This is a genomic window from Pilosibacter sp. YYHA0881, from assembly GCF_051602715.1.
Taxonomy (GTDB): domain Bacteria; phylum Bacillota; class Clostridia; order Lachnospirales; family Lachnospiraceae; genus Alitiscatomonas; species Alitiscatomonas aceti.
This window is the reverse complement of record NZ_CP175657.1, coordinates 2,933,396-2,948,330: the sequence shown is the minus strand read 5'-3', so window position 1 is coordinate 2,948,330 and position 14,935 is coordinate 2,933,396. Positions and strand designations below refer to the sequence as shown.

14 protein-coding genes and 1 other annotated feature are annotated in these 14,935 nt (G+C 54.0%); of the genes, 1 reads left to right on the top strand and 13 read right to left on the bottom strand.

Features of this window, described 5'->3' with window-relative positions; genetic code table 11:
• Positions 1–28 precede the first annotated feature (28 nt).
• The 5 genes from ACI6NM_RS13945 to ACI6NM_RS13925 form a co-directional block, all read right to left on the bottom strand.
• A complete protein-coding gene (locus ACI6NM_RS13945) occupies positions 29–1,483 on the bottom strand; it encodes an aminotransferase class I/II-fold pyridoxal phosphate-dependent enzyme (RefSeq protein ID WP_022272524.1) in 1,455 nt (484 codons plus the stop codon).
• Positions 1,484–2,027: 544 nt separating this feature from the next.
• A complete protein-coding gene (glsA, locus tag ACI6NM_RS13940) occupies positions 2,028–2,945 on the bottom strand; it encodes a glutaminase A (protein WP_215653475.1) in 918 nt (305 codons plus the stop codon).
• Positions 2,946–2,987: 42 nt separating this feature from the next.
• Positions 2,988–4,421: an amidohydrolase gene (locus tag ACI6NM_RS13935; RefSeq protein ID WP_337811202.1), complete on the bottom strand. Its 1,434-nt coding sequence runs from the start codon at positions 4,419–4,421 to the stop codon at positions 2,988–2,990.
• Positions 4,422–4,459: 38 nt separating this feature from the next.
• Complete coding sequence (locus tag ACI6NM_RS13930) at positions 4,460–5,131, bottom strand: hypothetical protein (RefSeq protein ID WP_022273532.1); 672 nt, start codon at positions 5,129–5,131, stop codon at positions 4,460–4,462.
• A 12-nt stretch (positions 5,132–5,143) separates the two neighbouring features.
• A complete protein-coding gene (locus ACI6NM_RS13925; protein ID WP_022273533.1) occupies positions 5,144–5,857 on the bottom strand; it encodes a DUF5058 family protein in 714 nt (237 codons plus the stop codon).
• A gap of 171 nt (positions 5,858–6,028) precedes the next feature.
• Here ACI6NM_RS13925 and ACI6NM_RS13920 point away from each other — a divergent pair, with 171 nt between their 5' ends.
• Positions 6,029–7,051: a LysR family transcriptional regulator gene (locus ACI6NM_RS13920; RefSeq protein WP_438500928.1), complete on the top strand. Its 1,023-nt coding sequence runs from the start codon at positions 6,029–6,031 to the stop codon at positions 7,049–7,051.
• A gap of 69 nt (positions 7,052–7,120) precedes the next feature.
• Here ACI6NM_RS13920 and ACI6NM_RS13915 read toward each other — a convergent pair whose 3' ends face one another.
• The 8 genes from ACI6NM_RS13915 to ACI6NM_RS13880 form a co-directional block, all read right to left on the bottom strand.
• Complete coding sequence (locus ACI6NM_RS13915) at positions 7,121–8,857, bottom strand: phospho-sugar mutase (RefSeq protein ID WP_158357790.1); 1,737 nt, start codon at positions 8,855–8,857, stop codon at positions 7,121–7,123.
• A gap of 94 nt (positions 8,858–8,951) precedes the next feature.
• On the bottom strand, positions 8,952–9,938 hold the full coding sequence (locus ACI6NM_RS13910) for a protein kinase family protein (RefSeq protein WP_022273537.1): 987 nt from the start codon (positions 9,936–9,938) through the stop codon (positions 8,952–8,954).
• Between the two features lie 148 nt (positions 9,939–10,086).
• Entirely contained in the window at positions 10,087–11,316 is a 1,230-nt protein-coding gene (locus ACI6NM_RS13905) for a CCA tRNA nucleotidyltransferase (protein WP_262426971.1), read from the bottom strand.
• 31 nt (positions 11,317–11,347) lie between these two features.
• On the bottom strand, positions 11,348–11,920 hold the full coding sequence (locus ACI6NM_RS13900) for a biotin transporter BioY (RefSeq protein ID WP_262426970.1): 573 nt from the start codon (positions 11,918–11,920) through the stop codon (positions 11,348–11,350).
• A gap of 3 nt (positions 11,921–11,923) precedes the next feature.
• Positions 11,924–13,357: a proline--tRNA ligase gene (proS, locus tag ACI6NM_RS13895; RefSeq protein ID WP_262426969.1), complete on the bottom strand. Its 1,434-nt coding sequence runs from the start codon at positions 13,355–13,357 to the stop codon at positions 11,924–11,926.
• 88 nt (positions 13,358–13,445) lie between these two features.
• Positions 13,446–13,696: a binding site (T-box leader), on the bottom strand.
• A gap of 100 nt (positions 13,697–13,796) precedes the next feature.
• The gene (gene spoIIID, locus ACI6NM_RS13890) at positions 13,797–14,072 is read right to left on the bottom strand and encodes a sporulation transcriptional regulator SpoIIID (protein WP_158357796.1); all 276 of its coding nucleotides are present in this window, start codon (positions 14,070–14,072) and stop codon (positions 13,797–13,799) included.
• Between the two features lie 376 nt (positions 14,073–14,448).
• The gene (locus ACI6NM_RS13885; protein ID WP_337811205.1) at positions 14,449–14,721 is read right to left on the bottom strand and encodes a hypothetical protein; all 273 of its coding nucleotides are present in this window, start codon (positions 14,719–14,721) and stop codon (positions 14,449–14,451) included.
• The gene (locus ACI6NM_RS13880) at positions 14,708–14,911 is read right to left on the bottom strand and encodes a hypothetical protein (protein WP_337811206.1); all 204 of its coding nucleotides are present in this window, start codon (positions 14,909–14,911) and stop codon (positions 14,708–14,710) included. The genes ACI6NM_RS13885 and ACI6NM_RS13880 overlap by 14 nt, the downstream gene beginning before the upstream one ends.
• Positions 14,912–14,935: the final 24 nt, after the last annotated feature.

Sequence of the window (14,935 nt, the reverse complement as noted above, 5' to 3'; positions counted from 1 at the left end):
CAGTCTCCTTAGTATTGCCGTACCGGCTCTAAATATTTGCCAGGACCATTAAATGCTCCACAGCCGGATCCTCAGTTCCCTGCATGGAGCAGCCCTTTTCCTTGGCATACATGATATATTCCACAATGTCGTCGGTGATCATCTCGCCGGGGGCCAGGATCGGGATTCCCGGCGGATAGCACATCACGAACTCTGCACAGACCCTTCCCGAGGATTTTTCCACCGGAAGGGAGATCTTATCAGAATAAAAGGCCTTCTGGGGCGACATGACCACCTTGGGGGAGATATATTCCCCTGATAAAAGGCCTGTGCTGTCTTTTTTATACAAACGTTCAATATCCGCCAGGGCGCCCACCAGACGTTCAATATCCTGGATCCTGTCACCGATGGAGATATAGGCCAGAATATTGCTGATATCTCCGAATTCGATCTGGATATCGTACTCGTCCCTTAAAAGGTCGTAGACCTCGATGCCCGCCAGGCCGATATCCCTTGTATATACGGAAAGCTTGGTCACGTCGTAGTCAAATACGCTGTTGCCGTTGACCAGCTCCTTTCCATAAGCGTAGTAGCCGCCGATGGAGTTGATCTCACTCCTGGCGTACTCCGCCATATCCACTACCTTTCCAAAGGATTCCTCACCCCTTAAGGCCAGGTTCCGTCTGGAAATATCCAGGCTGGACAACAGCAGGTAGGAGGCGCTGGTGGTCTGGGTCAGGTTGATGATCTGACGCACATAATCGGCGTTGACCCCTTTATTTAACAGGAGCAGAGAGCTCTGGGTCAGGCTTCCGCCGGATTTATGCATAGACACCGCCGCCAGATCCGCTCCGGCCTCCATGGCAGACACCGGAAGATTTTTTCCAAAGTACAGGTGGGTCCCGTGGGCCTCGTCAGCCAGGACCTTCATTCCCCTGGCGTGGGCCAGTTCCACGATGGTCTTAATATCCGAGCAGATCCCATAGTAGGTGGGGTTGTTCACAAAGACGGCCACAGCGTCCGGATTGTCCTCAATGGCCTGGCGGACCTTGTCCACCTCCATCCCCAGGGAGATCCCCAGCTTCTGGTTCACATCCGGGTTCACATAGACTGGGACGGCTCCGCAGAGCACCATGGCGTTAATGACGCTTTTATGGACGTTCCGGGGGAGGATGATCTTATCTCCTGCACGGCAGACGGAAAGGATCATGGTCTGGACCGCAGACGTGGTGCCTCCTACCATCAGATAGGCTCCGGCTGCGCCGAAGGCCTCTGCCGCCAGCTCCTCTGCCTCCTTGATCACAGATACCGGGTGGCACAGATTATCCAGCGGCTTCATGGAATTCACATCCAGGGACACACATTTTTCGCCCAGAAGCTGCACCAGCTCCGGGTTTCCTCTTCCTCTTTTGTGGCCCGGCACGTCAAAGGGGACCACTCTCTTTTTCTTGAACGCCTCCAGTGCTTCATAAATGGGGGCTCTCTTCTGTTTCTCTCTATCCATTCCCAAATCCCTTTCCATTTTCCCATATGCAGGAAACGATCCTTTTCCGCAGGCTTCCTATGTTAAAAAAGGCAGATGATGCAATCCATCATCTGCCTTACGATTCCTATTCCGAGAAACGGGCGTGTACGGTCCAGTGCCGTTTTCCGTTTCTTAATGACCGTTATCGTTTCCGATGCTTCAATCGCAAATATATGTTTCCTGCTCTTATTGACCGTTTCACAAGATGATGTGCGCACTGCGCGTTGATTATAAAGTGATCAGCTTATAAAATTTGAGCTTTTAACTCAATCAATAATGCGGTTTCCCGCGCCGGCGTTTGACCCGCCTGTCCGTGTGGGCTTGACTTCCGCCTTTCTGAGCGCGAAAGTGGTCACAAATACATTTGCATGAAAACGATAATGTCTCTTCACACTGGAAATATCATAACTCATTCTGTCATGATATGTCAAGCGTTTTTTGATTCCCGTCCCAGCAGGCCGCTTCCCGGCCGCTGGAAGCCGCGGCTCACTGAAAGGCCAGTGAACGGCAGCGCTGCCGGAGATCACTGCTCGGCTGCGAACATATGAAGGTTCAGCTCCTTGGAGAGATACTCCAGGACGTGGCTTCCGCCGATGCTGTTGCCCTTTTCATTGAGGGCCGGTCCATAGATGCCGATGCCCATGCGCTTTTCCACCACCGCCAGGATGCCGCCGCCGACGCCGCTCTTGGAGGGGATCCCCACCCGGACGGCGAACTCGCCGGAGCCGTCGTACATGCCGCAGGTCAGCATAATGGTCTTGGCCACCTGGACAGCGTATTTGTCAATGAGCCGTTCTCCTGTCTCCGGATGCCTGCCTCCGTTGGACAGCACCAGCCCCAGGCCGGCCAGGCTCTCTGCCGTGACGCTTAAGGAGCACATCCGCGTATAAAGCTCCAGGCTCTTTTCCACATCGCTTTCCAGGATGCCCTTGCTCTGGAGCAGGTAGGCGATGGCCCGGTTCCTGGCGCAGTGGTCCATCTCAGACCGGAATACCTTTTCATCCATGACGATGTCCTTGTCGAGACAGAGACGTCTGGCGTAGTTTAACATATCCTCAAAGCTCACGTCGGGCACCAGATAGCCGGCAGTGGTGATGGCTCCTGCATTGATCATGGGATTAAAAGGCTTATCGCTGGTAAGATCCAGCTTTACCAGAGAGTTGAACGCGTCGCCCGAAGGCTCCATGTTCATCTTCTCAAACACCTTATCGAACCCACAGTGCTGGAGCGCCACCATCAGGGTAATCACTTTGGAGATACTCTGGATCGTAAACCGCTCCTTCGTGTCTCCGGCGGAAAACGTTTCCATTCCCCTGGTCCGGATGCAGACGCCCAGATGGTTTTTATCTGCTTTGGCCAGCTCCGGGATATAGGAGGCGCACTCCCCCTCCGGAATATATTTCCGTCCGATCTCCAATGCATTTTCAAGTATTTTCTGCATGTTTTCACCTCTATTTTCCTGCCGGCTTTCTGCCCGCAGGGTTTATTCGTTCAGTCTCGGTCCCACGCCGTCGGGGATCGGGCATTCATAGACGCCGCCAGTCTCTCCAAGCCACTCTTCCCTGGCTCTCTTTACCAGTTCCGGATCCTCAAAGAGCATGATCCCGGCCAGTGCCATGGCCTTCCCGGCCGTCAGCATGGCTTTGTGGGCGATCTCCGTATTTCCATGGGCCGTCATCTGCCAGGTATGGGCCGCTGTTCCGAAGGTGGCCGTGGCCGTGGTCAGCTGGGCCGTAGGCATCACATAGCTGGCATCCCCCACATCGGTGGAGCCAGGCAGCACCCTGCCTGCCCATACCAGCGGCTCGATCCTTGTATTCAGCGGCCGCTCCATAAAGGCCTCCGCCTCCTGGCCATATTTTTTCTTCACAGCCGCCTTTTTGGCCTCCAGCTCATCGGCTGTGGCCGTTTCTGTAAAGAACCTTTTCGCCAGGGCAAAATCGGCCTCGTCAAACTCTGGTCCCCCAACCTCTTCCAGGGCCTCGTAAAGCACCTCCGAAAGGACATGGTTGGGGATAAAATCAGAAAGTCCCGCGTAAAGCTCATAGGTCATTTCCGTTCCGGTCATCTTTGCAGCTCCCTCGGCCACATCGATGACCCGCTTATAGATCTCCTGAACCTGCCAGGACTTGGGAGCGCGGATAAAGTAGTGGACCCGGCTGTGGCCCTGTACCACATTGGGGGCAATACCTCCCACATCCCGGTACGCGTAGTGGATCCTGGCGTCGGAGATAATGTGCTCTCTTAAGTAGTTGACGCCCACGCTCATGAGCTCGGCGGCATCCAGAGCAGAGCGGCCCAGCTCCGGCGCAGCGGCAGCGTGGGAAGTAACGCCCTTGAAATTAAAGAACACGCTCACATTGGCCAGGGAGGAGGTGGTCCATACGGCATTGGCCGTATCCGGATGCCAGGTCAGGGCCGCATCCACGCCTTCAAAGATCCCGTCTCTGGCCATGATGGTCTTTCCGTTTCCCTTTTCCTCACTGGGACATCCAAAAAGGATCACGGTCCCCTTCCCCGGATTCTCCTCCAGGTATGCCTTCACTGCCAGGGCTGCAGCCAGGGTCCCCGCGCCTAAAAGGTTGTGGCCGCAGCCATGGCCGTCGGGATTTTCCCCGCAGACTGGCTTTCTCTCTGTACAGCCGCCCACCTGGGAAAGCTCCGGAAGCGCGTCGTACTCGGCCAGAAAGCCCACCACCGGCTTTCCGTTTCCGTAGGTGGCCTTAAAGGCCGTGGGCATTCCGGCAATGCCCATCTCCACTGCAAAGCCCTCCTTCTCCAGGACCTGCTGGTACAGCTTTGCCGTTTCGAACTCATGGAAGCCTGTCTCCGCAAAATCAAAGATCCGGTCGCTGACCTCCACCACCAGATCCTGCTTCCGGCTGACGGCATTTAACACAAACTCTTTCCTGTTCATAATGATGCTCCTTTCCGTTTCTTCCTTGTCCAGTTTCTTTATCCAATGATCTTTTTCTTAAACAGCCCATAGGAATACAGCGCTGAAAGTACGATCACTCCCACCATAATGTAGCTCTGGTTGCTGGAGAAAAAGCTCCTTCCCACCACAAAGATCAGGATCACCGGCAGGATAATGGGTACGATGGCCTGCTTCGGCGCCTTTAAGATATATGGGAATAACAGGGCGCCGATGAGGGCAGGCACCATGTTCTGGAATGCGGGCTGTAAAAACGGATTGTTGTACACCGGCGCAAAAATCGGAGCCAGGAACAGCATTCCTAAAAATACGATAGCCGTGGTCACAAATGTAGAGGCAGCTACGGCGATCATAGCCACCACGTCAGCCTTTTCACTGCCCGGCGCGTGACCGGCCACCTCCATGGCGTTGACAGCCGCCGGAACCTTCATATTGCTCACATTGCCGGTCACACAGGCCATATAAAGAGCGCCGCTGCCAATGATGGGCATAAAGGACAGGTTCTCACAGATCCCGCTGATACTGAAGGTCAGAAGGATCGGAAACGCATTCTGTAAGATCTGCGGAATATTCATGGGGATATGGTTGACCATGGCCAGCACAAAGGGAACGGCCATGAAGCTTACCAGGGCACAGATCACCGTGAGTCTGCCGATGGTATGGATCCGGTCGTGAAAACTTCTTTCTTTCATCTTCTCTTCCTCCTAAACGATCATTGCATTGACAATACAGGATGCGAACATTCCCACCAGCATGCTTAAGGGGAATGCGAACTCCTTCAGCTTTTTGCGGCCGGCAGCCAGCTTATTGACACCGATGGCCGTGACTCCAGCCACCAGGATCGCAGCGACCGCCGGAAGGCTGGAAAAGTTTGTCAGATGGGGGGCCGCCATGGTGCCGTACATTCCCAGGAACATGGCCGTGGTAATAACGGGAACCAGAGCTGCGTTGCCGCTCTTTAAGGATTCCACCTTTTTGTCATAGCTCTTTAAGAAGAATACGTTGAAGATGTTTCCTCCAAGGATGCCGATGGTGACCACAAAGAGGATGAATACAAATACGTCCACCGGGATCTCTCCTGCGGTGATGGATTCCAGGCCAAAGGCCTCTGCCGCCATATTGGCCACCATAGTCTCGTAGACAGCAGAGCCTACGACGCTTAAGCGCAGCCACGGAAAATACCGTCCCAGGGCCGGTACCAGCAGCAGGTAGCTCACGATAATGGGGAGTGACGGAATGATGGAAAAGATGGCGCTGCTCCGCGCAGCCTCCTTCATTTCCTCTTTGGTCATGTTCAGCTCTTTTCCGCGTTTAAAAGCGGCTGCCATGAAGATCACGGGCTGCAGCAGAACGATCAGGATCGTGAGCCCGCAAAGGACCGCCATTAACGGGCTGTTGGCCAGTTTCAGATGTGTCATACTTTTTTCCTCCTAAAATTTCCCGTTCCGGAAAGATGGATACGGACCGATCCATTTGGGTTGACAGATATCCCAAACAGTCATACACTGATTATATGAAAATCGGTGAATTTTGACAAATACCCCATTTTCATTACGACATAACTATTTCATTATGGATGGAGGAATTTCATGAATCTACAGCATCTGGAATACCTGATCGAAATTGAAAACTGCGGTTCTATTTCCAAGGCAGCCAGACGCCTTTTCGTCACCCAGCCCTACTTAAGCCGGATCCTTAAGGAGGTGGAGTCGGAATATGGGATCACAGTCTTTACCCGTGAAAAGACCGGTATCACCCCCACAGACAGCGGACGGCTGTTCCTGGATATGGCCAGGGACCTGTTAGACGATGCCGGCAACTTTCAAAGGATCTTCCGGGAACGGGCCGACCATTACCGTCTGAGAGTCTCGGCCTGTACCTGCTCCCACCCCAACGACGCGTTTATCCGCATGGTGAAATCCATTCCGGACATACCGCTCCGGTTCTCATACAGAGAAAGCTCCCCCCGCATCGTCATCGGAGATGTCTATTCCAACCGGGCTGATGTGGGAGTTCTTATGTATCTGGCCCACACCCGCAGCCAGATCGAAGAGCTTTTGTCCTTCCGCCACCTGGAGGAGCATTTTCTCTTCTCCTCCCGGGCCCAGCTCTTCTGCCGGGAGGACCACCCGATCTTAAAGGAAAAGGATTCTCTGACCATGGAAAAGATCTGCCAGTACAATTTTGCCCTGTATCCGGTGGAGGCGGGAAATGCCCGGGCCCTGGAGAGCGTCTACAACAATATGGATCTGAATTTCATCAACTGGAACCAGATCCGGCAGATCGTCTATGTGGAGAGCCGTTCCGCCCTCCATACGCTGCTCCTGCGCACCGACTATCTCGGCGTCGGGATCCTGCCGATCCTGGACCAGGAGAAAAATTATCATATCGTATCCATTCCGCTGCCGGACAGCATCCTGTCCGCAGAAAAAGGGCGTTCCAATTATATCTGCAGCTATATCTTCCCCAAAGGAAAGGAGCTTCCCAAGGCTGCCAGGGCATACATTACCTTTCTGGAACAGTGCTATGGCCAGAATTCTGATTATATCCGACAGATGCCTAAGGCCCAAAAAAGCATGGAAGAAATCCGGCGGCTGGAGGAAGAGGATTAAACCGCAGGGCTGCCGCAAAAAAGCTGGTTCTCAGCTTCCCTTCTGCGGCAGCCCCTTCGGCTCGCTTTTTTACAGCATCTTATTTACAAGCTCTGTCAGCTCTGCTCCCATCTTTTCGGATCTTGCGTCTGCGTCCTCCATGGAAGTTCCCTTCACTCCATAATAAAACTTGATCTTAGGCTCCGTACCGGACGGGCGGACGCAAAGCCATGCGCCGTCGTTCATCTCATAATAGAGCACATTGGCAGAGGGAAGGCCTGTGGGACGGACAGCGCCCGAAGCCATGTCCATAATGGTCCCGGCCTTATAATCCCGGGCCGCAGTTACTGTATAGTCTCCCAGGGTCTTAGGCGGCTCCTGGCGGAAGTTTTCCATGATCTCCTGGATCTTTGCCAGACCCTCGATGCCCTTTAAGCCGATGGATTTTACGGTGTCCTTATAGTAGCCGTACTTCTCATACATGGCCACCATGGCATCCCATAAGGTCATTCCCTTTTCTTTATAATAAGCGGCAGCCTCGCAGAGTGCGGCGGTAGCGGAGATAGCGTCCTTATCCCGGGCATAGGTACCGATCAGGCAGCCATAGCTTTCTTCCATGCCGAACATATAGGTGCCTTTTCCTGTCTGCTCCTCCTTTAAGATCTGCTGGCCGATATACTTAAAGCCTGTGAGCACCTCCACCAGCTCGCAGCCGTAATGCTCTGCCACGGCGTTCACCAGGTTGGTAGTCACGATGGATTTGATGACCTGTCCATCTGCCGGGATCTGGCCCTTGGCCTGCTTCTGGCCCAGCACATAATCGCATAACAGGGAACCGGACATGTTTCCGGTCAGAGGATGGTATTCCCCGGTCTTTGCATCCTTTACGTAAACGCCCAGACGGTCTGCGTCGGGATCAGTGGCCAGGACCAGATCGGCGTTCTTCTCCTTCGCCAGCTTTAAGCCCAGGGCAAAGGCCTCCTCCGCCTCCGGGTTGGGGTAGCTGACCGTGGGGAAGTTTCCATCGGGCAGCTCCTGCTCCGGAACCACATATACATTTTCAAAGCCCAGCTCCTTCATGACCCGTCTGGCCGGAATATTTCCGGTGCCGTGGAGAGGAGTGTAGATAATGGTGATGTCCTTCTGCATCCGGTCAATGGCGTCCTGGTTCACCACCTGGGCCTTTACGTTCTCAATATATTTATCGTCGATCTCTTTGCCGATCACCTGGAATTTTCCGGATCTTAAGGCCTCCTCCTCCGAGGTGGTCTTTACTGTGGAAAGATCCTCAATGGCCAGGACCTCCTCCAGCACGCCCTTATCATGGGGCGGGGTGAACTGGGCGCCGTCCTCCCAGTATACCTTATAGCCGTTGTATTCCGGAGGATTGTGGCTGGCAGTGATATTGATGCCGGCGATGCAGCCCAGTTCACGGACCGCAAAGGAAAGCTCCGGCGTGGGGCGCAGGGATTCAAACTTGTAGGCCTTGATCCCGTTGGCCGCCAGGGTCATGGCTGCCTCCATGGCAAACTCCGGGGACATTCTCCTGGAATCAAAGGCAATGGCAACGCCCTTTTCCTCTCCGCCCTGTTTTTTTATATAATTGGCAAGGCCCTGGGTCGCCCGGCGGACTGTATAAATATTCATACGGTTGATGCCCGCGCCGATGATGCCGCGCAGGCCCGCGGTACCGAACTCCAGATCCATATAGAACCGCTCTTTGATCTCATTTTCATCGTCTGCGATGGCCCTCAGCTCATTTTTCGTATCCTCGTCGAAATACGGGTCCGCAAGCCACTGTTCATAGATCTTCATGTAATCTTTCATGTGCTTTTTCACTCCCTCAATCTTTCTTTTTGTCCGCAGAACCAAAGTTGTCTCATGGTGCCATTATACTTCATTTATCTGAAAAAAGAAAGCATTAAATAATGCCGTCCACAAACCGTTTCCGGTTCTTTTCCTGGGCCTTCAGGCTTTCGATCTTTTCCGTATTCCTGGCCGGGATCCATGCTTTATTGGCATTATAATAGAAGTTGATCTGTTTCCAGTATTTCTCCGGATACAGGAACATGAAATACAAGCACTCCCGCTCCATCCGGCTCATGGGAAGCACCCGCTCATATGCCTCCAGCATCCCATTTCCCAGCCCGCAGTCCCAGTTGTGCTTCTCCATGACCTTCCGCATGAAATAATAAAGATCCTCCACCTGGAGCCCCAGATGCATCCGTCCGAACCCGGTGACGGCCACATAATCCCGTCCCATGAGAATATGGTGCTGGTTCAGCTCCCCGTGGCAGATGGAATACCGCTCCGTCCATCCCTTTTCGTCCCCGGGATACAGCTTTTTCATCCCCTCCGCCGCCAGAACGGCCTGCTGGTAAAAGGGCTCAAAGCTGGCAATGACGCAGAGCTCAAACTCGTTTTTCTGCTGTTTTCCCCGGATAAAGGCCCTGGCCTTCTTAAGCTCCCTGTTATGCTTTTCCATGGCCATAAAAAGAGGCGGGGACACCATGGACTTCATGTTCCACTCCTCCCTGGGCTCCACCTTTCTCAAAAGCTTATGGAGTACGGCGATCTGGCGCACCGCAGAAAGGATCTCTCCCGTATCCTTCAGATCGCATTCCCGGTCAGAAAACCAGTCCTTCACCACGTATCTGATTCCGTCGGAGGCAGTGGATAAAAGCTCTCCCTCTTTATTCCTCACATACTGGTCCACCCTGAGGCTTCCGGCTCCGGCCACGGCCCCCAGCACCAGTTCCTCAAACTCCAGGCGCTTTACGCTGCCTCTGTATTCCTTCAGAAGCTTCAGCCCCCGATCCGTCTCAAAGATCCAGGCTCCGCGGCCCTTCCGCATGGACTCCACGTTTAACTCATACTGTCCGGCCACCTCTGTATTCCAGTCATTCATCCTGATCCCCTCCATATCCCTTCTGAACTACTTCCAGAATATGAAAGGGCCGGCCAGAATATGAGGACATTTTGGCCAGCCCATGGTTTCGCTCACAGATGAAATTTTTTCTGGGATCCCTCCAGTCCGGAAACGCAGACCTTCCCGCTCAGCCCCGGAGCTTTTCCAGCAGAAGCTCCCTCCGGTTTAAGGACGGGTCCTCCAGCACCAGCTCCAGCAGACGCCTGAGGGTCTCTCCGATCTCCTTTCCTTCCATACCGGCTGCCAGCAGGTCGCCGCCTCCCACAGCCAGCTCCTTTAAGGATACGCAGTCCCCGTCCCTTTCGATCTCCTCCCAAAGCCTGCGGATCTCTTCCGTCTGGGGGTCTTTATCCAGGGCCTTAAGCCGCAGACAACCGTCAAACTGGTACGGCGTCATCCGGCTTAAAAACCTCCGGATCCCGGCCTTTTCGGGCCCCAGAGGCGCCTGGGCAGCCCCTGCCATGGCCTTTCCGTTGTCCACAGTCTCGTTATCCAGCTTAAGGCCCTTCAGGATCCGGCGCACCATGTCCGGCTCCATATGGCGCAGGAATCCGGCCCAGCGCATAGATTTCTCCGGCGGAAGGAGAGCCAGGCAGGAAAAGGGCTCCGGCCCGGATGCCGCTCCGGCCATCCTCTCTCTCTCAGCCTGGAATACCAGGGGGAAATCTCCGGTCACATAGGGACTGATCCCCGTGTCCTCCACCATGGCGATCTTTTCCGGATGGGCGGAGGTCAGCAGCTTGGTAAGCTCCACCTGGATCCGCTCCTTGCTGACATTTTTAAGGTTCGGTGCGATCTCCCGGATGGCTCCATACGTCTCCCCTTCGATGGAAAATCCCAGCTGGGCTGCGAACCGGATGGCCCGGAGGATCCGCAAAGCGTCCTCTGTGAACCGGTCCCGGGGGCAGCCCACACACCGGATCACCTTTTTCTCCAGATCCCCCATGCCGTCAAAGGCATCCACGATCCCTGTCTCATGGCTGTACGCCATGGCGTTGATGGTAAAGTCCCGGCGTTTCAGATCCTCCAGAAGGCTGGATGTGAATTCCACAGAATCCGGGTGACGGCCATCCCGGTACTCTCCGTCGATGCGGTAGGTGGTCACCTCATAGCCCCTGCGGTTTTTAATGATGGTGACCGTCCCGTGCTGAAGCCCTGTATCCACAGTCTTCCCGAAGATCTCCTTCACCTCTTCCGGCTTTGCGGAGGTGGTGATATCCCAGTCTCCAGGAGTCCGGCCCAGAAGAGTATCCCGGACGCAGCCGCCTACGGCAAAGGCCTCGAAGCCCCGTTCCCGTATTTTTTTTATGATCCATTCTGCCTCATAGGGCATTTCTATCCTTACATCCCGATTCATGGTCCTCCGCCTTTCCTGGCTGCACAGTCTGTCAGCCCCGCATATCCGAAAACACCGGCATCAGCCTTTTTGCCAGCGCAGCCGCCAGCACACAGAGCACAAAATCCTCGCCCACAGTCAGCAGGAAGCAGTTGATGAATACCAGCTTCCAGCTGACAGCCGCCTGGAGCACATAATTGCTGCACACATAAAACCAGACCATGCCGCAGGCATAATCTGCAAGCAGCCCCCAGACCGCCGAAAACAGAAGCCAGCCAAAAGAGTTCTGGCGGTGCAGCTCATGGATCCGCCCTGTCAGATATCCAGCGGCAGCAAACCCCATCAGAAACCCAAAGGTAGGCTTCAGCAGATAGGAAAGGCCGCCGCCGGAAGCAAACACCGGAATACCCAGGAGCCCCACCGCCAGATATGTGCATACGCTGAACAACGCGCCCTTTGAGCCAAGGAGAAGCCCCGCCAGCAGCACGAAAAAGAACTGAAGGGTAAAGTGCATGGGCACCGGCTGGACCGGGATCGTGATCTTAAGAAACGCCCCGGCCGCGATCAGCGCCGTAAACAGCCCTCCATAGGCCAGGTCCTTTACGGACCGTCTGTTTTCTTTCATATATTAGTATGCCTTGCCCCAGTACACCATCTTTGTGGCCGGCTTTCCACAGTATACACAGGTATCAGCCAGCTTTTCCTGCTTAAAGGGCATGCAGCGGGAGGTCACGCCCACTTCTTCCTTTAATTTATCCTCGCATTCCTGGCAGCCGCACCACATGGCCCGGATAAAGCCCGGCTTGTTGTCGGCAATGTCCTTCATCTCCTCCAGGCTGTGGGCGTCGTAAGTGTGGGCGTCCCTGTGGGCCTTTGCCCGCTCAAACATATCGTGCTGGATGGTCTCCAAAAGCTCGCCTACCTTTGCGGGGATCTCGTCGATGGCCACTGTGATCTTCTCATGGGTATCACGGCGCACCAGAACGGCCTGGCCAGCCTCAATGTCCTTGGGCCCTAACTCCACACGCACCGGGATCCCACGCATTTCGGACTCGGAGAACTTCCAGCCCGGGCTCTTGTCGGAATCGTCCACCTTCACACGGAAATTGGAGAGCATGTCCTTCACTTCCAGCGTTTTTTCCATTACGCCCTCCAGATTCTGGCGGATCGGAACGATCACCACCTGGGTGGGAGCCACCTTCGGCGGAAGCACAAGCCCCTCGTTGTCGCCGTGTACCATGATGATGGCGCCAATCATACGGGTGGTCATGCCCCAGGAAGTCTGGTGCACATATTTTAACTGGTTGTCCTTATCGGAATACTGGATGCCGAAGGCCTTGGCAAAACCGTCGCCAAAGTTATGGCTGGTACCCGACTGGAGCGCCTTTCCGTCATGCATCAGCGCCTCGATGGTATAAGTGGCCTCTGCACCGGCAAATTTCTCCTTATCCGTCTTCTGGCCGCGGACCACCGGGATCGCCAGGAAGTCCTCACAGAAATCTGCGTATAATTTTAACATCTGGATGGTGCGCTCTTCCGCTTCCTCGGCTGTGGCGTGGGCAGTGTGGCCCTCCTGCCATAAGAACTCTCTGGAGCGGAGGAAGGGTCTTGTGGTCTTCTCCCATCTCACAACGGAGCACCACTGGTTGTATACCTTGGGAAGATCCCGGTAGGAATGGATATCCCCTGCATAAAAATCGCAGAATAAGGTCTCAGATGTGGGTCTTACACAGAGACGCTCCTGTAAAGGCTCCAGGCCGCCGTGGGTCACCCAGGCAACCTCCGGTGCAAAGCCCTCCACATGATCCTTTTCCTTCTGCAGCAGGCTCTCCGGGATAAATAAGGGCATATATACATTCTTTACGCCTGTCTCCTTAAATCTCTTATCCAGCTCATTCTGGATATTTTCCCACAGGGCGTAGCCGTCGGGCTTAATGACCATGCAGCCCTTTACGCTGGCATAATCGCACAGCTCCGCCTTTTTTACCACATCCGTATACCACTGGGCGAAATCCTCTTCCATGGAAGTGATCGCTTCCACCATCTTCTTTTCCTTTGCCATGATGATCCTCCTTTATATTCTGTGCTGTCCGGGCGGCCGTCGGTTCCCATAAAGCGGGCCGGCTAAAACAAAAAAGCTGCCAGCCCCATAAAGGGACCGACAGCCGGCGTTACCACCCAATTTAGTTCCCGGACCTGCCGGAAACTCTCTCTTTTTCCGCTAACGCCGGAAATACGTTATGCTTCACAGGAACGGGGACATCCGCTTACTCCTCCGTCCGGTTTCCTGCCCGCATAAAGCTCCGGGACCGGTTTCAACGACGCGTACATAAAGGCTCCCACCGCCGCCTTCTCTCTGGGATGCCGCATTCCGCTTACTTTTTCCCTTCACTGCTTTTTCATATAGGTCTTATGTCCACTGATTTTAAAGGATTTTCAGTGGTTTGTCAAGTACCTGGATGGCCTGCCGGAGACAGCTTTTTCCGTTCCCGCCATCCGGGTCATCTGTTTTCCCGGCTGCAGGCCTGCAGCCGGTGCTCATATTTCTCCTTGGTGGCCAGTCCGCCGCGGATGTGGCGCTCCGCCTTGTTGATGTCCAGCACCACCCGGGCCTGGGCCGCCAGGGCGGGATTGATGTGGGTGAGGCGGTCGGTGACGTCTTTATGTACCGTACTCTTCGATATCCCAAACTTTTTCGCCGTCTGGCGCACCGTAGCATTCTCGTCTATGATGTAATTGGCGATCTGGACCGCCCGTTCTTCGATATATTCCTTCATGGGTCTTCCCCTGGGAACGTTTTGTACATCATATGAAACCCGTGGAGCTGTTATGACCGCAGACCGGCGGCTTTCTTACGTTTCTGCCGGCTCTCTCCACAAAAATATCCGCAGAAGTGAAGCTGTTTTTCAGATAGAACCATCTTCTGGCAATCCTCTGCTCCAGAATCTTAATAACTAATCGTTTCTTTACACTTCCTTCACTGGAAACCGATCCGGTGTGATACACCGCTCCCCATCGCAGCCGATACATACCTAGTCCGTCGTTCCCTGTTACAGGAAAATAAAAATATTGATCTCGAGCATTCCAGCTTTTATCCTTGCATTTCTGCACAAAAAAGGAGTACCTGCAATGGATACTCCTCTCTGGATCATCTTATAATCCTTCTGCTTCTCTCCGTTCCACAATGAATCTTCTAGCATAATCCAAAAGGTCTTTCGCTGTCTCAATCTGTTTCTGCGTCCCGCCTTTGGATGCTATATAAAACGGATCATAATCACTGGAATGACGGATTTCTTCTGCCTGCACGATCCGTCTCCCCATCGTTTTCGGGAATATTTCTGATGCCAGGTCCTCCTCTGCAATCTGCAAACGATGGAATACCAGTTCCCACTTACCGCCTGTATCCAGTTCATCAGGCAGCTTCATACAACGATACCCCCTCTTCCTTTACATTCCTGTAAAATGGATACGCAGCACTCCACTTGAAGAAATTCTGTATATTCTTCACAATCGGCATCATCCAGATATCATGACCAACGTTATACTCGAATCCCAGTTCCGAAAGTTCATCTGAAAACTGCCCAGTCACCTCCTCATTCAGATCAACCAGGATCATAAGGTCCACATCTGAATATCGCCC